The organism is Nostoc sp., from assembly GCF_036917395.1.
GTDB lineage: Bacteria > Cyanobacteriota > Cyanobacteriia > Cyanobacteriales > Nostocaceae > Nostoc.
The window spans coordinates 17,518-38,591 of sequence record NZ_JBALDI010000021.1 but is presented as its reverse complement, the minus strand read 5'-3'; the positions used below and the strand labels follow the sequence as shown (position 1 = coordinate 38,591).

The 21,074-nt window shown below is 42.5% G+C and carries 17 protein-coding genes; 14 read left to right on the top strand and 3 right to left on the bottom strand.

The features are described 5' to 3' along the window. The first annotated feature begins 4 nt into the window (after positions 1 to 4). The 14 genes from tyrA (at position 5) to V7K46_RS09560 (ending at position 17,392) form a co-directional block, all read left to right on the top strand. Complete coding sequence (gene tyrA, locus V7K46_RS09625; protein WP_335112469.1) at positions 5 to 1,006, top strand: bifunctional chorismate mutase/prephenate dehydrogenase; 1,002 nt, start codon at positions 5 to 7, stop codon at positions 1,004 to 1,006. 111 nt (positions 1,007 to 1,117) lie between these two features. Then, positions 1,118 to 1,765 (top strand): DsbA family oxidoreductase, encoded by a 648-nt coding sequence (locus V7K46_RS09620; protein ID WP_335112467.1) that lies wholly within the window; start codon positions 1,118 to 1,120, stop codon positions 1,763 to 1,765. Next, positions 1,759 to 2,955: a 3-dehydroquinate synthase gene (locus tag V7K46_RS09615; RefSeq protein WP_335112465.1), complete on the top strand. Its 1,197-nt coding sequence runs from the start codon at positions 1,759 to 1,761 to the stop codon at positions 2,953 to 2,955. The genes V7K46_RS09620 and V7K46_RS09615 overlap by 7 nt, the downstream gene beginning before the upstream one ends. A 434-nt stretch (positions 2,956 to 3,389) precedes the next feature. Beyond that, entirely contained in the window at positions 3,390 to 5,591 is a 2,202-nt protein-coding gene (locus V7K46_RS09610; protein WP_335112463.1) for an anthranilate synthase, read from the top strand. A gap of 195 nt (positions 5,592 to 5,786) precedes the next feature. Beyond that, positions 5,787 to 6,659 carry an indole-3-glycerol phosphate synthase TrpC gene (gene trpC, locus V7K46_RS09605; RefSeq protein WP_335112537.1) on the top strand — a complete coding sequence of 291 codons (873 nt, stop codon included), beginning with the start codon at positions 5,787 to 5,789 and terminating at the stop codon, positions 6,657 to 6,659. A 194-nt stretch (positions 6,660 to 6,853) separates the two neighbouring features. Next, positions 6,854 to 7,798, top strand: a complete 945-nt coding sequence (locus V7K46_RS09600) for a zinc-dependent alcohol dehydrogenase family protein (protein ID WP_335112461.1) — start codon at positions 6,854 to 6,856, stop codon at positions 7,796 to 7,798. A 93-nt stretch (positions 7,799 to 7,891) separates the two neighbouring features. Then, positions 7,892 to 8,191 (top strand): hypothetical protein, encoded by a 300-nt coding sequence (locus V7K46_RS09595; protein ID WP_335112459.1) that lies wholly within the window; start codon positions 7,892 to 7,894, stop codon positions 8,189 to 8,191. Positions 8,192 to 8,239: 48 nt separating this feature from the next. Beyond that, positions 8,240 to 9,073 (top strand): tryptophan synthase subunit alpha, encoded by an 834-nt coding sequence (gene trpA / locus V7K46_RS09590; protein ID WP_335112457.1) that lies wholly within the window; start codon positions 8,240 to 8,242, stop codon positions 9,071 to 9,073. 108 nt (positions 9,074 to 9,181) lie between these two features. Further along, positions 9,182 to 10,435, top strand: coding sequence for a tyrosinase family protein (locus V7K46_RS09585; protein ID WP_335112455.1), 1,254 nt, complete (start codon positions 9,182 to 9,184; stop codon positions 10,433 to 10,435). Between the two features lie 49 nt (positions 10,436 to 10,484). Further along, a complete protein-coding gene (gene trpB / locus V7K46_RS09580; RefSeq protein ID WP_335112453.1) occupies positions 10,485 to 11,726 on the top strand; it encodes a tryptophan synthase subunit beta in 1,242 nt (413 codons plus the stop codon). Between the two features lie 88 nt (positions 11,727 to 11,814). Further along, positions 11,815 to 12,906, top strand: coding sequence for an anthranilate phosphoribosyltransferase (trpD, locus tag V7K46_RS09575; RefSeq protein ID WP_335112536.1), 1,092 nt, complete (start codon positions 11,815 to 11,817; stop codon positions 12,904 to 12,906). Positions 12,907 to 13,232: 326 nt separating this feature from the next. Then, positions 13,233 to 14,333: a 3-deoxy-7-phosphoheptulonate synthase gene (gene aroF, locus V7K46_RS09570; RefSeq protein WP_335112451.1), complete on the top strand. Its 1,101-nt coding sequence runs from the start codon at positions 13,233 to 13,235 to the stop codon at positions 14,331 to 14,333. Between the two features lie 734 nt (positions 14,334 to 15,067). Further along, positions 15,068 to 15,823 (top strand): hypothetical protein, encoded by a 756-nt coding sequence (locus V7K46_RS09565; RefSeq protein ID WP_335112449.1) that lies wholly within the window; start codon positions 15,068 to 15,070, stop codon positions 15,821 to 15,823. A gap of 246 nt (positions 15,824 to 16,069) precedes the next feature. After that, entirely contained in the window at positions 16,070 to 17,392 is a 1,323-nt protein-coding gene (locus V7K46_RS09560; protein ID WP_335112447.1) for a hypothetical protein, read from the top strand. 241 nt (positions 17,393 to 17,633) lie between these two features. On the opposite strand, the gene cbiE is transcribed toward V7K46_RS09560, so the two are convergent. The 3 genes from cbiE to V7K46_RS09545 all read right to left on the bottom strand — a co-directional run bounded on the left by cbiE (position 17,634) and on the right by V7K46_RS09545 (position 20,977). Next, positions 17,634 to 18,842 (bottom strand): precorrin-6y C5,15-methyltransferase (decarboxylating) subunit CbiE, encoded by a 1,209-nt coding sequence (cbiE, locus tag V7K46_RS09555; RefSeq protein ID WP_335112445.1) that lies wholly within the window; start codon positions 18,840 to 18,842, stop codon positions 17,634 to 17,636. Positions 18,843 to 18,855: 13 nt separating this feature from the next. Continuing rightward, positions 18,856 to 19,635, bottom strand: a complete 780-nt coding sequence (locus tag V7K46_RS09550; protein ID WP_335112443.1) for a class I SAM-dependent methyltransferase — start codon at positions 19,633 to 19,635, stop codon at positions 18,856 to 18,858. A gap of 133 nt (positions 19,636 to 19,768) precedes the next feature. Beyond that, on the bottom strand, positions 19,769 to 20,977 hold the full coding sequence (locus V7K46_RS09545; protein ID WP_335112441.1) for a 4-hydroxy-3-methylbut-2-enyl diphosphate reductase: 1,209 nt from the start codon (positions 20,975 to 20,977) through the stop codon (positions 19,769 to 19,771). Positions 20,978 to 21,074: the final 97 nt, after the last annotated feature.

The following is a 21,074-nucleotide window of genomic DNA, read 5'->3' as shown; positions in this document are numbered from 1 at the left end:
AAAAATGCCCTTGAAATCCTCTTATTCAGATCAGCTTAAAAAAACTGACCAAAGCTTGATCGCCTTACTGAGCGATCGCCTATCATTATTAGCAGCATCAGAATTTCCTTCTTTAGATGAACAACTGGCTGGTGTGGCTCCCCTACTTGCTGAAGCTGGTATTCCTGAGTCTGTTTGGGCAGGTGTAGTAAATAGTTGTCATGCCACTCTAATTCCTAAATCTGCAATAAATCATCTCAGCGCCCGACAAATTACCATCATCGGTGGATGTGGCAGGATGGGAAGATTATTTAAAGAGCAGCTTCAGCAAGTAGGTCACAATGTTAGTGTTCTCGAACATGAAGATTGGGAGTATGCAGATCAACTGTTAAGTCAGGCAGAATTAGTATTAGTAAGCGTTCCTATTGAATATACAGTTGATGTTATCAAGCGTGCAGCTAAATACCTTGCCCCAAATACAGCTTTGTGTGACATCACGAGTGTAAAGACTCAGCCAACTCAGGCAATGCTCGAACACCATTCAGGCCCAGTCATGGGTTTACATCCAATGTTTGGGCCAAATATAAAATCGTTTTTAGGACAAAAAGTGGTAGTGTGTCCAGGTCGAAACGATGATTCATTTCACTGGTTATTAGATTTTCTTAAAAGTCAAGGTGGGGAGTTGATTGTTTGCACGCCTGAAGAACATGATCAAATGATGGTGATTATTCAAGCAACGCAGCATTTTTGTAGATTTAGTCTTGGTGTTTTCTTAGCACAAACAAGAGTTAACATAGAGCAAAGTCTAACAATGTCAACTCCTAACTACCGTCAAGAAATTGACATTGTTAAACGTTTGTTTTCTCAAAATCCTCACTTATGTGTTGATATTATGTTAGCTACAGAAGAGAGGTGTGATGCAATTAGGTCTTTAGCTAATACTTATAGCCGTTTAGCGAAACTGGTGTTGAGTAAAGATAGAGACGCATTAATTCAAGAATTTGAAAATACTCAAAGCTTTTTTTAAGAGAAAATTAACACTTTGCTACAGCCTTTAAAAACAACAGCTAAAACGTCTCTACAACCAGATTTTAAACCACAGATGCACACAAATATTAGCATTTAAGGAACAAAAAATATGCTGATAGACATCTTTCACGATCCTGTTTGTCCCTGGTGCAGAATTGGAATAAAGAATCTGTTTGATGCACTGGCACAATGGCAAGAAAAAGAAGTAGATATCCGCTGGCATCCCTTTATTCTCGACAATGCTGTTCCTGCTGACGGGTACGAATTTTACAGCTTTATGCGAAATAGAAAAGGTATCAAAGCAGAAGAACTGCAACTTCTGTTTGATTCTACACGACGCGCAGGTGAGGCAGCTGGAGTCAAGCTACATTTTGACAAAATTCGTTTGGCTGTCAATACTAAGCTTTCTCACAAACTGATTGCACTCGCACCAGTAAACGTAAAAAATGATGTCGTAGAAGCCATTTATAAAGCTTACTTTGAAAACGGTTTGAACATTGGAGATATTGACGTTCTAATTACCATAGGTACAGCTTATAAAATGGATTATAGAGAATTATGGTTACAATTAAATGATGATGCTGCGGTTAAAGCCTTTGTAGCTGAATCAACATTTGCTAGACCGAATGGCATCAACAGTGTGCCGTTCTTCATCATCAATAACAAAGTCAAGATAAATGGTTCTCACTCAGTAGAAATGTTCCTTCAAGCTTTGAATCGTGCCGCACTTATAGATAGATCAGCAAAAATATGGTAGTTGAGATTAAGCAAAAAAGTAGATTCAATCTGCAACCAATTCATCAACGTGTTTCGGTTACTTTCAACTACGAGGTTTACTTCACCCAAAATTTATTTGAGTTGAAAAACCCGACGCTAGCGCAAGTGATTACAGCGGATGGGGAGACAAAGCCCAAGAAAGTAGTTGCAGTGGTAGACGCAGGAATATTGCAGTATCAACCTGAATTGGTTAAGCAATTAGTAGCGTATACCAAGTTTTATGCAGAGGTGGTAGCGATCGCAGCTCAACCGATGATAATTTCGGGAGGAGAAGCTGCCAAAAATGATCCCACTTTGCTAGAGCAAATCCACCAACAGATTGAAGCAGCAGGATTATGTCGCCACTCCTACATATTAGCGATCGGGGGTGGGGCTGTGTTGGATTTGGTAGGATATGCTGCTGCAACTGCTCACCGGGGAATTCGCGTGATTCGCATTCCGACAACGGTGTTAGCGCAAAATGATTCCGGGGTGGGAGTCAAGAACGGCATCAATGCCTTTGGTAAAAAGAACTTTCTGGGCACATTTGCGCCACCTTATGCAGTTATAAATGATTCTGCCTTTTTGACAACCTTAGACGATCGCGATTGGCGTTCTGGAATCGCAGAAGCAATCAAAGTGGCGCTGATTAAGGATGCTAACTTTTTTCATTTTATCCATTTCCACACCGCAGCCCTTGTGCAGCGAGACATGGACACTATGCAAGAGATCATCTATCGTTGCGCTCAGTTACATCTAGAACATATTGCCAATAGCGGCGATCCTTTTGAAATGGGTTCGTCTCGTCCCCTGGATTTTGGACATTGGGCGGCTCATAAACTGGAGCATTTGACAGATTATCGTTTGCGTCATGGCGAAGCAGTTGCGATCGGCATCGCTTTGGATAGCACCTATTCTTATCTTTTAGGACTGCTGGATTGTTCAGAATGGCAACGGATATTAAATACTTTGTTGGCGTTAGGTTTCACGTTGTATGTGCCAGAAATGGATGATAAGTTATCACAACTGGAACATCCTCATTGTCTGTTCCGGGGTTTAAGCGAGTTCCGCGAACACTTGGGTGGAGAATTGACTTTAACGCTGTTACAACGTATTGGAAAAGGAATTGAAGTTCACGAGGCGGATTTGTTTTTGTACAGGCAAGCAATATCGCTGTTGCGGAAGTTTTAGGGTTCTTTTTAGTGGTGAATTGAGGGGTGAATTTTAAACGTATAGGCACTTCGCCTTTCCGCAGAGTAGCTAAGTAATGCAAAGGTTTGATGCGAGGCAATCTTTTTGCTACCAACTTGTGAAAGCATCTACTACTTTTGAGGGAGGCGAAGACTTTTAAATAGCCTTGTTAGAAAAAGTACTAGAAAAGCAGTATAAAAAGCGAATAAATTGACACCCAATCGAAAAATTATTCAATGTATTGTCTGCTTGATATCTAGTACTCTTAAATAAGACACAAAACTTTACTTATATTTTTTTGGAATAATTGGCGGATTAGAAAAATTGAATTACATGAAAATAAAATCATCTAACTTTGTTATTTATTTATACATAAATAATAACAAATTATCTTAAATAATGACTAATTAATAACTACTCCAGAGAAATTACTCATGATTTTTGATTCCTATTGCTACAAAACCTTTGGTGGTGTAACTGTTTATCGCTCCATGACAGAAGTGAAGATAGACACTGCCCTGGAAGATGTTCTGTTCCACTTAAATTCTCAGCGTGGAGGCTTGCTAAGGAGCAGCTACGAATATCCAGGGAGATACAAAAGATGGGCGATCGGATTTGTCAATCCACCATTGGAATTGGCTACACAGGAGAATACTTTTACTTTGATAGCGTTGAATGAACGCGGCCAAGTCCTTTTACCATTCCTCTTAGAGCGCTTATCCCAGTCAGAACAACTTGAGAAAGTCACCCAAGATAATAACCATATCGTAGGCTTTGTTAAACCTGCCAAAAAATTATTCGCTGAAGAAGAACGTAGTAAACAACCTTCAGCATTTACTGTTATCCGGGAAATTCTATATACTTTTACTAGTGAAGAAGACGAGCATTTAGGATTGTATGGTGCGTTTGGTTACGACTTAGTTTTTCAGTTTGAACCAATTACCCAACGTCTGGAACGTCCTACAGATCAGCGTGATTTAGTGCTTTATCTGCCAGATGAATTAATAGTTGTTGACTACTATCAGCAACGCGCATTCCGTCTCCAATATGAATTTGAAACAGCACATGGTAGTACTAAGAATCTTCCTCGAACAGGTGAGTCTCTAGATTATCGCGGAAAACATCTTCTCCCAAATAAAACTGCTGACCATAAAGTAGGGGAGTATGCCAAAAAAGTTGAGGTTGCACTCGATTATTTCCGCCGAGGTGATTTATTTGAAGTTGTTCCTAGTCAAAACTTTTTTGAAAGCTATGAAGACCAACCCAGCAAGTTATTTGAAACTTTAAAAGAAATAAATCCTAGTCCTTATGGATTTATTTTTAATCTAGGTGGAGAATATCTTATTGGTGCATCTCCAGAAATGTTTGTGCGGGTTGAAGGGAAGCGGGTAGAAACCTGTCCAATTAGTGGTACCATTAGCCGAGGACAAGATGCTCTTGATGATGCGGTGCAAATTCGTCATTTACTCAACTCCCACAAAGACGAAGCTGAGTTGACGATGTGTACTGATGTCGATCGCAATGACAAATCCCGAATCTGTGAACCTGGCTCAGTACAAGTGATTGGTCGTCGCCAAATTGAATTATACAGCCACTTAATTCATACAGTAGATCATGTTGAGGGGACACTGCGATCGCAATTTGATGCCTTAGATGCATTCTTGAGCCATACTTGGGCGGTTACAGTCACCGGCGCACCCAAAAGAGCCGCAATAGATTTTATTGAACAGCATGAAAAGAGCGCTCGACGTTGGTATGGTGGAGCAGTTGGCTATTTAAATTTCAATGGGAATTTAAATACTGGATTAATTCTGCGGACAATCCGATTAAAAGACTGCATCGCTGAAGTGCGAGTTGGTGCTACTGTCCTTTATGACTCCATTCCACAAGCAGAAGAACAAGAAACAATTACTAAAGGTGCTGCTTTATTTGAGACGATTCGTCGTGTCAAGCAAACTAGTCAGAAAATTGATCAGTCGAGTTCCATCAAATTAACTAAAATCCTCTCAAGTCGGGAAGCTGGCAAACGCATCTTATTAATAGACTATGAAGACTCATTTGTTCATACCCTAGCCAATTACATTCGCCAAACTGGTGCAAGTGTCACCACACTCCGTCATGGTTTCTCAGAATCGCTATTCGACACAGAACGCCCTGACTTAGTTGTTTTATCTCCTGGCCCTGGTAGACCAAGTGATTTTCGGGTTCCAGAGACTGTCGGTGCCCTTCTTCATCGCAAAATCCCTATTTTCGGAGTTTGTCTAGGACTGCAAGGCATCGTTGAAGCTTTTGATGGAGAATTAGGAGTTCTCAAGTATCCTCAACACGGTAAATCCTCACGGATTTTCGTCAGTGATTCAGATTCTGTTACCTTCAAAAACTTACCACAATCTTTTACAGTCGGTAGATATCACTCATTGTTTGCCCTACCGGAACGTTTGCCAAAAGAACTGAAAGTAACAGCGATGTCTGATGACGACGTAATTATGGGCATTGAACATCAGACACTTCCCATCGCCGCCGTTCAGTTTCATCCAGAATCAATCATGACTTTAGCGGAAGAAGTTGGTCTGGAAATCATTAAAAATGTGGTGCGTGCATATACTCAAACCAAAGAATCATCTGTTATTAGTTAGGAGTTTGAAGTTAAGAGTCTCGCCTCGTTCCCATGCTCTGCATAGAAATGCCATCCCTGAGGCTTTGCCTCATAACTAGACGCATTTTTTGCCTATGATTTTAAGAGTGTTTTTAGTCGTACCGGATAGGCAGAGCCTGCACAGAATGCATTCCCAGATTCCATCTGGGAACGAGAATAACGAGAATAATTAGTTATTTCCCCATTTCCTGCCACTCCCCATTCCGTCAAGTATTTTATGATTAACCGAGTTGCCCCTCCCCGCCATATTCTTGAAGAAATTGTGTTGCATAAAAGGCAAGAAGTTGCAAAAATGCAGCAAGAACTGCCTTTACCTTCCTTGCGACAACAGTTAAATGCAGCCCCGACTGTGCGAAATTTCTTGACTGCTTTACAAGAAAATCCCAACCAACCGAGCTTAATTGCCGAGGTTAAAAAGGCATCACCCAGCCGGGGGATTATTCGCGCAGATTTTGACCCAGTAACGATCGCTCAAGCTTATGAACGAGGTGGTGCAGCTTGTTTATCAGTCCTGACTGACCAAAAGTTTTTTCAAGGCAGTTTTGAGAATCTTGCTAACGTGCGATCGCAAGTAGCATTACCCCTACTGTGCAAGGAGTTCATCATTGACCCCTACCAAATTTATTTAGCACGAACAGTGGGTGCAGATGCAGTTTTGTTGATTGCCGCCATTTTATCAGACCAAGAACTCCAAGATTTTTTGCGAGTAATTCATGATTTGGGCATGAATGCACTGGTGGAAGTCCATACCTTGGCTGAACTGGATCGGGTGCTAAAGCTTGACGATTTACGTTTAGTAGGAATCAACAATCGCAATTTAGAAGATTTTACCCTTGATTTAGGAACAACACAGCAACTTTTAGCACAGCGCCAACAAAAATTACAAAGTTTGGATATCACCGTCGTCAGCGAATCTGGATTGTATACACCTGCGGATTTATCTTTTGTCGCTGAGGCTGGTGCGCGTGCAGTTTTGATTGGAGAGTCTTTAGTTAAACAAAGTGATGTAGAACAAGCTGTGCGTATGCTAACACTTGATCCTCCCTAACCCTCCTTAAAAAGGAGGGAATGAGAGTAAGTCTTTTTAAGGCGGTTGAGTGGCTCTTTGCGAAAATAGGCTTCTCGCTGAAGGTGGGTAAAGGGGACATTTAAGGGATCATAGAAAATAATTCTTCCCTTTTCCCTTCCCCCTAAACCCTTTCCCTGTTCCTGATTTTGCTTTGAGGCAATTGGATGAAAGCGATGGTGATCACAAACTTCGGAAGTCCAGAAGTCTTTGTAGAAAGTGAAGTGGATAAACCAACACCAAAGAACAACGAAGTTTTAATCAAGGTTTATGCCACCTCCGTGAACCCAGCCGACTGCGGGGTGCGCCAAGGAATTTTTGGACCAAGGGTAAAATTGCCTGCAATTCTCGGCTTTGACGTTTCCGGTGTCGTTGAGACAGTGGGCGAAAATGTTAGGGATTTTCAGGTGGGTGACGAAGTTTATTATGCAATAGCACATGAAGAAGGTGGTGGTGCTAATGCGGAGTATCATGTCGCAAATGAATCAACTATTGCCAAAAAGCCTACAAATATATCCCATTTAGAAGCTGCTAGCGTACCTGTGGCAGGGGGTACAGCATGGGCTGCACTCATCACTAGAGCAAATATCAAAGTCGGTGAAACTGTGTTGATTCATGGTGGTGCAGGCGGTGTCGGCACATTCGCTATTCAAATAGCTAAAGCAGCAGGCGCTTACGTTTACACAACCTGCGGCAATTATGATATCGATTTTGTCAAGTCCATCGGTGCAGACAGAGCGATCGATTACCGCAACGAAGACTTTATTAAGATCATTATGCAGGAAACAGGCGGTGCAGGTGTTGACGTAACCTTTACTACTGTTGGCGGCGAAATTTTAGCTAAAAGTTTGGCGGTTACAAAAGCTGATGGTCGCGCTGTCACTATAACAGGCGTGACGGGTGATTTCAACATCGCTATTTTCAAAAATATTACTGTCCACTTTACACACTTAGATTGCACCCGTCCTAAGCTTGATGCCTTGAGAAACCTAATTGAACGAGGTCATATCAAACCTGTTGTCAGTAAGACTTTTTCACTTCATCAGGTGGCACAAGCGCATAAAACGTTTGAGGAAGGCGGTGAGGGTGTGCGCGGCAAGATTGTTGTACAGGTTGTATAAGTCAACGTTTATGATTTATCGCTCATGGTTAATTTGTGTCTTGCTGTAAACCATTACCTATTGCTAGAATCTCCAATCTAAAAAAATGAAGCTTTGATACTCGACGACGGAGTTCAAAGACTCGTTGACGGAGCTAAAAGACTCGTTGACGGAGCTAAAAGACTCGTTGACGGAGATAAAAGACTCGTTAACGGAGCTAAAAGACTCGTTGACGGAGATAAAAGACTCGTTGACGGAGATAAAAGACTCGTTGACGGAGATAAAAGACTCGTTGACGGAGCTAAAAGACTCGTTGACGAGGTTCAAAGACTCGTTAACGGAGCTAAAAGACTCATTCACGAGGTTCAAAGACTCGACGACAAAAAATCTAGGGTGAACATCGATAATTGCTAAATGTTGATTCTTCCAAAACTATTAACTAACCATTAACCATTTTTTAGAATGACTTCTATCTCTGATTCCTTTCAAACTTTACGCGATCGCCAACAGTGTGCTTTAATCCCCTTTATCACAGCAGGCGATCCTAACTTAGAAACCACTGCCGAAGCTTTACGTATCTTAGATCGCAATGGTGCTGACTTCATCGAGTTGGGCGTTCCCTACTCCGATCCTTTAGCAGATGGCCCTGTAATTCAAGCAGCAGCAACCCGTGCTTTGCAAAAAGGCACGAAATTAGAGCAAGTGCTAGAAATGTTGCACACAGAGATTCCTAACCTAAAAGCGCCAATCATTCTATTTACTTACTACAATCCCATTTTGTACCGAGGTATTAAGCCATTTTTAGGAAAAATTGCCGCTGCTGGCGTGCAAGGGTTGGTAGTGCCAGACTTGCCCTTAGAAGAAGCAGAAGAATTAATCCAAACTGCTGCATCTTTCGGAATTGAGGTAATTTTACTCGTAGCTCCTACCAGTTCTAGAGATAGAATTGAAGCGATCGCTCGTCAATCTCACGGTTTTATCTACTTGGTAAGCGTTACAGGTGTTACAGGTGTCCGCGCTCAAATCCAAGACCGTGTAAAGTATTTAATTACAGATTTGCAAAGCATCACCGATAAACCCATTGGCGTTGGTTTTGGCATCTCAGGGCCAGAACAAGCGCATCAAGTAAGGGAATGGGGAGCAGATGCGGTGATTGTTGGTAGTGCCTTCGTTAAACGGTTAGCTGAAGGTAGCCCGACAGAAGGATTGCAAGCCGTGGAAAAGCTTTGTCAAGAACTGAAAACAGCCATTACAGAAAGTCAGCGTGAAAGTCCATCTCTTCAAGAGGTGAGATAAATTCACCCGCAGACTTAGTAAATAGGGAATAGGGAATAGGGAATAGGGGATTAATTTCTCTTTCTCCCCCCTGCCCCCTGTCTCCTGCCCCCTGCTTCCATTAAGATAATGAAACTCCTGCTGAAATCCGTCAAAATATTAATTTATAGCCTACTTCTAGTTAGTGCCTGTGCTATTACAGTCTTTGCCCACGATCGCACTGATCACAGACAATACGAATATCATTGGCATTACAATTTTCCAGGAAAACAGGCTCACCAAGCTGTAAGAAAGAACGTAACTGACCTGACATCAGCAGAGAAAACAGCTTTCGTTAAAGCTATCAAAACCTTAAAAACGATAATTCCCGCAGGTAGCAAGCTCAGTATTTACGACCAATTCGTTGCCATACATCTAGGGGCAACACGCCTGATTCATAACCATAAAGGACATTCCGATGGTTCCGTTCACGAACTTGCTCATGAAAATGCCGCATTTTTCCCTTGGCATCGAGAATATATCCGCAGATTTGAACAAGCTTTGCAAGCAGTAGACCCAACTGTTAGCCTGCCATACTGGGATTGGACTGACGCCAAAGCACTTGATGTGATTTTTAACGATGACTTTCTTGGTTCTAACGGTCAAGGAGTAACCATCAAAATTCCAAATCAGGGGAATTTTACAGGCGGCCCAGTGCCTGGGGCTTTTGCTGCTGCAAATGGCTGGGTTATGAATCCAGCATTAAACATTGACCCAGATACCGGAACATCTTTAGGTACATCACTTGTACGCTTTCTCCGACTACCTCCTGCCAGTGATTACCCTTTGCCCAAAAAAGATGTTGAGCGTGTCCTTGCTCTTAATGATTATTCTCTATTTCGCCCTGCTTTGGAAGGATTTATCTCTGTAGATGAGCAAGGTAAAGTCACGCCAGGAGGATTCATCCACAACTACATTCATGCCTTTGTCGGTGGGGTAAAGATAAACGCGACTACAACACCCATAACGTTTAAGAGTCTGGGTACGATGAGCAATATACCAAGTTCGCCCTATGACCCAGTGTTTTGGTTGCATCATGCCAACGCAGACCGCCTCTGGGCCCAATGGCAAGACAACGGTCATAAAGGCAGCGATTTTTATCCTCCCGATGGTCATAGTCAGCCTTATGGACACAATCCTAAAGACCTAATGTGGCCTTGGGACGGCGGTATGTCTAACCCGAAAGCTACGGCCTTAGGAGATTTACTATCCCTATTACCAAATTTTAACTCTGACGATTTGGTGCGCCCTATAGATGTTTTGAATCACAGGGAACTAGGCTATATCTACCAAACCTCTGAAAAGAAAACGCAAAAAGAATCTTATCTCTGGGATAAGTTCTAAAAAGTTAGAAGAGAGTAAAAAATACTTAAAGTTTAAAGGATTTTGAACTATGGTAAGCATACAAGATATCAAAACTGCGATTTCATCTACGACCGTGCAACCTGACCTTTTAGGCAGGTTTGGAAAATTCGGTGGTAAATACGTCCCCGAAACCTTAATGCCTGCATTAGGTGAGTTAGAAACCGCATTTCATCAATATCGCAATGAGCCAAGTTTCCAAGCGGAACTGCAAGACTTACTCCGCGATTATGTTGGACGACCCACCCCATTATATTTTGCTGAACGCCTGACAACAAACTACGCTAGACCAGATGGCACGGGAGCGCAAATCTATTTAAAGCGTGAAGATTTAAATCATACAGGCGCTCACAAAATCAATAATGCTTTGGCTCAAGTGTTACTCGCTAAACGCATGAGCAAGAAGCGGATTATCGCAGAGACAGGTGCAGGTCAACATGGAGTTGCGACTGCAACTGTATGTGCGCGGTTTGGTTTGAAATGTGTAATTTACATGGGCGTCCAAGATATGGAACGCCAAGCCCTCAACGTCTTTCGGATGAAGTTGATGGGAGCAGAAGTACGTCCAGTAGAGGCAGGTACGGGAACTCTCAAGGATGCAACTTCTGAAGCAATCCGTGATTGGGTGACGAATGTGGAAACAACCCATTACATCCTGGGTTCTGTTGCAGGGCCCCATCCCTACCCGCTAATCGTGCGTGATTTCCATGCTGTAATTGGTGTAGAAACTCGCGCTCAGTCACAGGAGAAATGGGGAGGATTACCAGATATTCTACTGGCTTGCGTGGGTGGAGGTTCTAATGCGATCGGCTTATTCAAAGAGTTTGTGCATGAACCTTCAGTTCGCCTAATTGGAGTAGAGGCGGCGGGTGAAGGTGTAGATACAGAAAAACACGCTGCTACCTTGACAAAAGGAAAAATAGGTGTATTGCACGGTGCAATGAGCTATTTACTGCAAGATGATGATGGTCAAGTTATCGAAGCCCATTCAATTAGCGCCGGATTAGACTATCCCGGTGTTGGCCCTGAGCATAGTTATTTAAAGGATCTTGGTCGCGCCGAATATTACAGCGTAACTGATAAGCAAGCTTTAGAAGCATTTCAAAGACTTTCGCAACTAGAAGGGATTATTCCAGCCTTAGAAACTGCTCATGCGATCGCTTATCTAGAAACCCTTTGTCCTCAGTTAGAAGGCAGTCCCCGCATTGTCATCAATTGTTCTGGTAGAGGTGACAAGGATGTGCAAACCGTCGCCAAAATCCTGAATCACTAGTAGTCTGTCTTTTACTAATACCCAATACCCAATGCCCAATACCCAATGCCTAATGCCTAATGCCTAATGCCCAATGCCCATTACGAATATGATGGCTGTAATTCAAACTCCACCCGATAACATCTTCATCCTTCCTGAGTTCTACAACTGGCCAGCTTTATTGCAACAGTTGCTGAATCGGCAATCGTTGACGGTTTCCCAAGCTGCGGATCTGATGCAAGGTTGGCTGATAAATGCCATTCCTCATGTACTATCAGGAGCGATTTTAGCCGCAATTCAAGCCAAAGGCGTATCTGCCGAAGAATTAGTAGGCATGGCTAGCGTCTTACAATCCCAATCTTCTTCTACTCCCTACTCCCTCCCCACTCCCCTAATAGACACCTGTGGAACTGGTGGAGATGGAGCTTCAACCTTTAATATCTCCACTGCTGTGGCCTTTGTTGCCGCAGCCGCAGGGGTAAAAGTTGCCAAACATGGCAATCGTTCGGCATCTAGCAAAACTGGTTCTGCTGATGTGTTGGAAGCTTTGGGGATAAATCTCAACGCCACTCCTGAAAAAGTGCAAGCCGCAGTGGGCGAAGTCGGGATCACCTTTTTATTTGCTCCAGGCTGGCATCCTGCACTCAAGGCGATCGCTACTTTGCGAAAAACTTTGAAAGTGCGGACTGTTTTTAACTTGCTCGGCCCGCTAGTAAATCCCATGCGACCGACAGGGCAAATTATTGGTGTGAACGACCCGCTTTTACTAGAGGAGATTGTTCAAGCTTTATCCCAATTGGGATGTCAGCAAGCGATCGCACTTCACGGACGCGAACGTTTAGATGAAGCTGGTTTGGCAGATGCCACTGACTTGGCTGTACTCCAAGATAAAAAAGTGCGTTGTCTAACGCTCAATCCTCAAGAACTTGGTTTGAGTTTTGCACCAACTGCGGCTTTGCACGGTGGAGATGTCCCAGAAAATGCCGAAATCTTGAAGGCAGTTCTCCAAGGGAAAGGCACTCAAGCGCAGCAAGATGTAGTCGCTTTAAATACAGCCCTAGCGCTCCAAGTTGGTCAACCGATTGATGGGGAAACGGATGTTTTAGCAGGTTGTGTCAAAGGTATTGTCCTTGCCAAGAAAATTCTGCAAAGCGGTGCGGCTTGGACAAAACTAGAACAACTTGCTGAATTTTTGCGCTAATTGCTATTAGCCACTAAGTTATAGCGATTCTCAAATGGATGCACATGCTGTAGAGGCGCAGCATTGCTCATAGGCGTCAACTTAAGGCGAAAGCCAGTCTAGAACAAGCTTTTAGAGGTGCCTCGTTAAGAGTCTCAGACTGGGAATGCCAGTTCGGAGGCGGAGCCTCCCTCTCCTAGCGGCAGAGCCGCCAGGGTATGCATTTCCAGCCAGAGGCTGAAAACGAGGTTTTAAAAGAGTTTTCGCTTAATTTGACACCAATGAGCATTGCTGTGCCCCTACGAACAGACTGTATTACACCCAAAACTATACGCAAGGAAAAATAGATGATTATCATACTTAAGAGCGGTACGCCTGTTGAGGAAATCACTCGGATCAGCCAAGAACTGAGTGAGACTTGGGGAGTCACAGTAGAAAAAAGCGTTGGCACTCATAAAATTGTGCTGGGGCTAATTGGTGATACTACTAGCATCGATAAATTACAGGTTCAGGAGTTCAGCCCTTGGATTGAGCAAGTAGTACGGGTACAACAACCTTTCAAGCGGGTAAGTCGAGAATTCCGACATGGAGAAGCCAGCGAGGTCGTTGTACCTACACCTAACGGTGATGTCTATTTCGGCGAACACCATCCGATCGTAGTGGTAGCTGGGCCTTGTTCCGTTGAAAATGAAGCGATGATTGTCGAAACGGCAAAGCGGGTGAAGGCAGCAGGGGCACAGTTTCTGCGTGGCGGAGCCTACAAACCCCGTACTTCACCTTATGCCTTTCAAGGTTATGGTGAAAGCGCTTTAGATTTGTTAGCAGCAGCGCGGGAAGCTACTGGTTTGGGTATCGTCACCGAATTGATGGATGCTGCCGATTTATCAGCAGTAGCGAAAACAGCTGACATAATCCAAATCGGGGCGCGGAATATGCATAACTTTTCGTTGCTCAAAAAGGTAGGCGCTCAAGATAAACCTGTACTGCTAAAACGGGGGATGTCTGCCACAATTGACGAGTGGCTGATGGCGGCAGAATATATTTTGGCATCAGGAAATCCAAATGTAATTCTTTGTGAGCGGGGAATCAGAACCTTTGATGGCAAATATGCCCGCAATACTTTAGATTTATCGGTGCTTCCGGTGTTGCGATCGCTTACCCATTTACCGATTATGATTGATCCCAGTCATGGTACGGGTAGGTCTGAATATGTTCCATCGATGGCAATGGCTGCGATCGCTGCTGGTACAGATGCCTTGATGATTGAAGTTCACCCCAATCCAGCTAAGGCTTTATCTGATGGCCCCCAATCTCTCACCCCTGATAAATTTGACCGCTTAGTTCAAGAAATGTCAATTATGGGCAAAGTAGTCGATCGCTGGTCTACACCTACATTTGATAGCATTAATGACAACCGCATTCTTTTCACGTCAGAACTCTCAAAGTAGATAAAGCGTAATCTTAACCGATTTTTGCAACCGGCTAAATCTGATTAACAGATTCTTTTCTTTAAAAAATCTGTTGATCAGTTTTCTTAAACTACCCCACCCTGCTGACACTGAGGGCGGGGTTTTCACCTGGATTTCTCACAACTGAGAAATCCGGGCTAAAAGGGTAGTGATTGCAGCGTCTGTAATGAATTTTATTATTGCTTCGTTTGTTGATATATTTGCGTTTGGATCATTTTTGGGTATTTGGTGTATTTACCCTACCCTGTATAGGTTTTAGGCTTATTTTTCCTTCAAAAATGCTTAAGTCCCGTGAGGATGGTTTTGCCTTAAATAATCTGAATTCTCATAACTTTTCAAACATCGTCTAAAGATTTGACAAATTTATCAAAAAATTCTTCATTGCAATATGATATTTAATCAAAATATAATTTTATTACAAACTTTTTTACTCAAATATTCTATTTTTTAGTCTAAAAATATGTAATATTTTGACGCATTTATCAAAAAAAATCCCATTGTAATTAGAAGTAAAATTGTATAAATTATAAATGAAAGTAGCATTGAAAATTGATTATCTCTACCTTATAAGGTAATCAAAGAAAATAAAGGCTACAAAATAGTTTTGCTAGTAAAAATACAACATAAAATTCATGTTCAAGATTTAATCTTGTCCATTTTATGTTGCTATGCTAGCAAGATTTTTATTCTAAGAATTAGGAGGATTAGTCCTGATGGCAGATTTGAATAGTAGTGGTACAGGGAACTCTTCTAGTGGCGCAGACAAGTTGAGAGATTCACCCTTCGGTCGCCTGGGTGAAGTTCTGGATGATAAAGAACTCTCCCAAATATTCAGTGGTGTTGGTAAAGGAGAAGGTAGCGGTAGTTCACCATTTGGTGGTAGTGGTGGTGGTAGTGGTAGCAAGCCTGATTTAGCCTATGGTGGTAATCCTTTCGCTGGTGACAACTTTTGGAACATCTTTGCAGGTGGTAAAAATCCATCCGCAGTCGGTAAAAATCCATCCGCAGGCGGTGCTAACCAGGGTAGTGCCACTGACCCTTTGACTGGTGTTGGCAGCAAGGGTAGTACTATTAGCACAACTGAAATACCGGACGGATTAGGTATGAGGGTTACTATTGATAACCTAGTTAACTCAAAGCTTAAAGAGACACAGGGTGGTAGCGTCATCCCATCATTTGGTGGTGGCGGTGCTGGTGGCGGCATCCCATCATTTGGTGGTGGCGGTGCTGGTGGCGGCATCCCATCATTTGGTGGTGGCGGTGCTGGTGGCGGCATCCCATCATTTGGTGGTGGCAGTGCTGGTGGCGGCATCCCATCATTTGGTGGTGGCGGTGCTGGTGACGGCATCCCATCATTTGGCGGTGGCGGTGCTGGTGGCGGCATCCCATCATTTGGTAGTGGCGGTGCTGGTGGCGGCATCCCATCATTTGGTGGTGGCGGTGCTGGTGGCGGCATCCCGTTCGCTTAGTAGCAACAGTCATTAGAATCTTTGGAACAATGATGAGTCTTTCAGTACATACTATGCTAATTGACTATGTTATGCACTGAAACTCTTTATTAGTAAGGACTTTAGGTAAGATTTTCTGTCAGGTTGACAGTGAAGATGATTAAAGCCTTTATTTAAAGAAATTTTGGGTTGAGCAAATTCATACTTGGCGTAACATGTACTGAAGACCCTAAAATTTTTTAACTAAAAGTAGGAGAATTAGTAGCAATGGAAGCGTCTGCTGTCAATTCCATTAATGGTAAGGTTAATAGCTTTAGTGCCACTAGCGATCGCAACCTGTATAGCAGTAGTTCCTTTGCTAGCAATAGCAGTTTGTATACTGAAGGCAGTTTATTGACGGGTGGTAGTAACCCCTTAGCTGGTAACAGTGCCATTACAGGTGGCGGTAGCAACCCCTTTGCTGGGGATGCTGGCAGCAAGCTTCAGCAATTAATCTTTGATCGCTTGAAGTTAATTCTGGGTAAAAATTTTTTCCAGGACACTAATAACACATTAGCAAATGGAAGTAACCCATTTCTAAACGGTGGCAATACCACTGCAATTGGCGGTATCAACCCCTTTGCTGGCAACAGTAACCCTATAGCAGGTGCTGGAAGTTTACTTCAACAATCGCCTTTCGATCCGTTGAGAGAAGTCCTTGGTAATAATATACCCTTTAGTAACAGTAGCAATACGTTTAATACTGGTAGTAGTAACTCTATTACTAATGCTGGTAGCCCACCCTTTAATAAGGGCAACCTACCCGTTGGTAATAGCAATAGGAACTTTGGTAGTAAGAACGCAACCATTGGAAATTTTAACTCGGACTATGGGAGCAACAGCGCAACCATTGGGAATGGTAATTGGAACTTTAATAATGACAATGCAACTATCGGTAATGGCAACTGGTTATTTGCAAAGGGTAACACAACCCTTGGTAACGGTAACTGGTATTGGGACAACGGAAATAATAATGCAATATTAGGTAATGGTAATTGGCACTTTGGGAGTAACAACACAGCCATTGGAAATGGTAATTGGGACTTCGGTAGTAACAACACAATTATTGGTAATGGTAACTGGGTTTTTACGAGTGGAAATGAAATCATTGGTAATGGCAAATGGTTAGTGGATGGTGATAACACAACCATTGGAAACATCAATAACCCCAGCTCCAGCAGTTTAGAGTTATTTCCGCAAGGGATCAAAACTGATGCTAACAATCTGATTAACTCCCTTATAGGTAAAATAGGTCAAAATTTTCTTGGGTTAACAGGAGATTTTGATGTATCAAGTAGCCAGACGTTTAATCGACTCATCTCTTCTAGAAGTGTTGGTATTAATGACACTAATATATCTAAAGATATTGAGCAACTTTTGGCATCACTCAGCCCAATTCAAGGGAATCTGATTGATTATCAATCTCTGCAAAACCTTCAGTCTGTCCCAGAACCTACTTCTTCAGTGTCGCTGATAATAATGGGACTTGTGTGTTTGGCGTTGTCAGTGTTCAAAAAACAACAAAACTCAGTAGACCAAAAAGTTTTGTGATCGTCAAAAAAGAGTCATTTATGATCCAGTTTTGAAAGAGTTAGGACTTACGCAAAAAACCTCTCAAACTCTCATTCCTCCGTGTACTCTGTGTCTCTGTGGTTCGTTCTTTTATAAGCCGTGCGTAAGTTATAAGAGTATAAAAAAGTTTATCACTTTTGATAATTAATTTATCAAGATTTAAGTTACTGGTACTGGCTTGCAGGACATCATTAACACTTTATACTAAATAAAAATCTTGTTATTTTACAACCATCCATTGCGTCACAGGCGCCATTGCTCGCCAGCCCAAAAATTTACCAATAGGTTCCGCTCGTTGGATGGCAACACGAATTAAATCACCACCGACTCGTTCATGCCATTGAAATAAAGTTTGCTCACCCTCTACCGTTACGACATTTGCCACCAAACGTCCACCAGGCCGCAGTGCTTCCCAACAAACATCAAAAAGTCCCGTTGCTGTCACTCCACCACCAATAAAAATGGCATCTGGTGCAGGCAAGTCTTTCAGGGCATGGGGCGCTTTACCTTCAATGATTTGCAGATTTGGAGTACCGAGAGTCGCGGCATTATCGGCAATGTAAAGTAGTCTAGACGAGTTTTGTTCGATCGCGATCGCCCGACACCGAGCATGGCTTCGCATCCATTCAATAGAAATCGAGCCGCAACCCGCGCCCACATCCCACAACAATTCTCCCGGTGTGGGTGCCAAAGCTGCTAAGGTGATTGCCCTAACTTCACGCTTAGTTAACTGTCCATCGTGGTGGTAGGCGTTATCTGGTAGTCCTGGTAACTTTGGTAATGGCACAACCCCAACATCAGCAATACAATAAACTGCGATCGCATTCAAAGCAGCAAGTTCGTTTTCATTCCAAGATGCAGCTGTACCTTCCACAATTCTTTCATGAATGCCACCCATGCGCTCCAATACGGTGATTTTGCTGCCACCATAGTCGCGATTTGTCAAAATTTGGGCAACAATGGCGGGTGTGTCCTTCCCTTCACTCAAAATCAAGAGCCGCGCTCCCGGATAGATGTAAGACTGGAGTAGGGAGGATGGACGACTATTCAAACTCAAGGTTTCTACCTCAGTCAAAGACCATCCAACCCTGGCACAGACGAGGCTGAAGGCTGAAGGTGCGGGAATAATCGTCATTTCTGAAATGGGAATTCGCCGCATCAAGGTAACACCAATGCCGTAACACATCGGATCGCCGCTTGCGAGTACGCAAATTGATTCACCCCGACGCTGGATGATTTGCTCAACTGAGGCGCTAATCGGGGATGTCCAGACTAGTTTCTCACGTTGATCATCTGTAGGGAGCATTGCTAAATGGCGATCGCCTCCCACAACTATTTTAGCTTGATCGACTAGAGAACGAGCGATCGCGCTTAACCCCTGTAATCCATCTTCTCCAATACCGACGATAGAAAGCCATTTCTGTGTCATGCTAATTCATGATTCATACTTTATCGGCGATTACAAACAAGTAATCTCCTTGATTTTTTTCATATTTATTGACAATCTCTGTGATGCGTCCTGTGTTAATATCTGCTGCTAGCCTTTCACACCCTGCTGCGATTTCATCCGCAGAAGCTAGCAAAGCAAAGGTAGAAATTCCAGAACGCACATTCTCGTCTAAATATATTTCTGGACGATGTTTTCCACTATATAAAAACAGGTCTTGTAAGTTTTCCGAAATAGAATAAGGTTTGATATGTATTGATTGAAAACCTACCTCATTGAGAGCATATTTGACCTTTTCTAAACTTGGCATCTGTTCAGCAGATTTATATATAGCCTCTGGGAAATATTCGACTAACCAATATTTATTCATTTGCTCAGGCGTGGCAGTAAATAATACAAAACAACCAGCAGCCAAGACACGGTAAATTTCCCGAAAAGCAGGAGTTAATGCAGCAAAATGATGTATTGCTAATGTGCATAACACACCAGAGAAAGTCTCATCAGCATAAGGTAACGCCTCAGATTCTGCAACTTGCCAAGCTACAGCATTACTCTTATTCGTAGCAGTATCAATCATCTGTTTTGACTGGTCTACTCCATACCAAACACCACCATGTTTTGCCAAAGCTAGTGTGTAATTTCCAGTCCCACACGCCACATCTAGATATGAGTAATCTGATTTTAGCTGAAGGTGAACAGCTAATTGGGCAGAAATTTCAGGGTCAGCTCGACGAGTCAAATCATAGCCTTTGCCAATTTGCTCATAAACAGCCATTTCTTGAATTTCTCACAAATTTTTAATATATAGTTAACAGTCAACAGTTATCAGTAACTATTGTTCACTAGTTACTGATAACTTTTATTGATGTAGTGTTTCGCCAAGAGATAAAATCAATAACTGACCACTGTTAAACCAGTATTGCTGTTGCTTTCACAGTAAAAATTTTCTTAATTACATCTTCTACCACTTTATCTGGCGTAGAAGCACCAGAAGTAATTCCCACGACAATTTCTCCATCTGGTAACCAGTTTTCTGTAGTTATTAACTGTCCATCTAATTGCCGATGTTCTATCGAATCTCCTGATTTAATCCGTTCAACAGTATCAATATGATAAGAAGGAATTCCCCGCTCAAAAGCAATTTGTTGTAATTGAGTAGTATTTGATGAATTAAACCCACCAATTACTACCATCAAATCTAAATTATCTTCTACTAGCTCTAACATTGCATCTTGCCGTTCTTGGGTGGCGTCACAGATGGTATTGAAGCTTTGGAAATGCTGATTTAACTCAGTGGGGCCATACTTTTGCAACATAGTCCGCTCAAAAAGCTTGCCAATTTGCTCAGTTTCGCCTTTAAGCATCGTAGTTTGGTTGGCAATACCAACTCTTTCTAAATCCTGATCGGGATCAAATCCTGCTGAACAAGCTTTAGCAAATTTTGTCAGAAATTCTTCACGGTTCCCACCATTGCTAATATAGTCAGCAACATATTCTGCTTCTGGCAAATTTAACACTATTAAATACTTGCCAGCAAAGGAACTAGTAGCGACTGTTTCTTCGTGCTTATATTTACCATGAATAATGGAAGTATAATCGACTCTTTTGTGTTTTTCTACTGTATTCCAAACTTTAGATACCCAAGGACAAGTTGTATCAACAATTTTGCAGCCTTTATCGTGAAGTATCTGCATTTCTTGAACGCTAGCCCCAAAAGCAGGTAATATGACTACATCACCAGTTCCAACAACAGAAAAGTCTTTATTCTTTCCTTCAATGGGGATGAATTCTACCTCCATCTCCTGCATCCGTTGATTTACAGAAGGGTTGTGGATAATCTCGTTAGTAATCCAAATGTGTTCTGTGGGGAAGTGCTGACGGGTTTCGTAGGCCATGGCCACAGCTCGTTCTACACCCCAGCAAAAGCCAAAGGCTTGTGCTAGTCGGATCGTCACATCACCTCGTTGTAGGGTGTAATTGCGATCGCGAATTTCTTGAATCAAGTTACTCTGATACTCAGATTGCAACTGGGTGGCAACTTCTGCTTTATGACCAAAGCCCTTGCGATTGTAATTCTCTGAATGTTGCAGGCTGCGCTTAAAAGCTTTTGTATCCATTAGATTTGTCTACTTAAACCACTATTTTTTATTTTCTCGCGCCAAGAGGCGATTTATACACAGTTGTCTTCAAAGATATTACTTCTTTTTGTGCTTT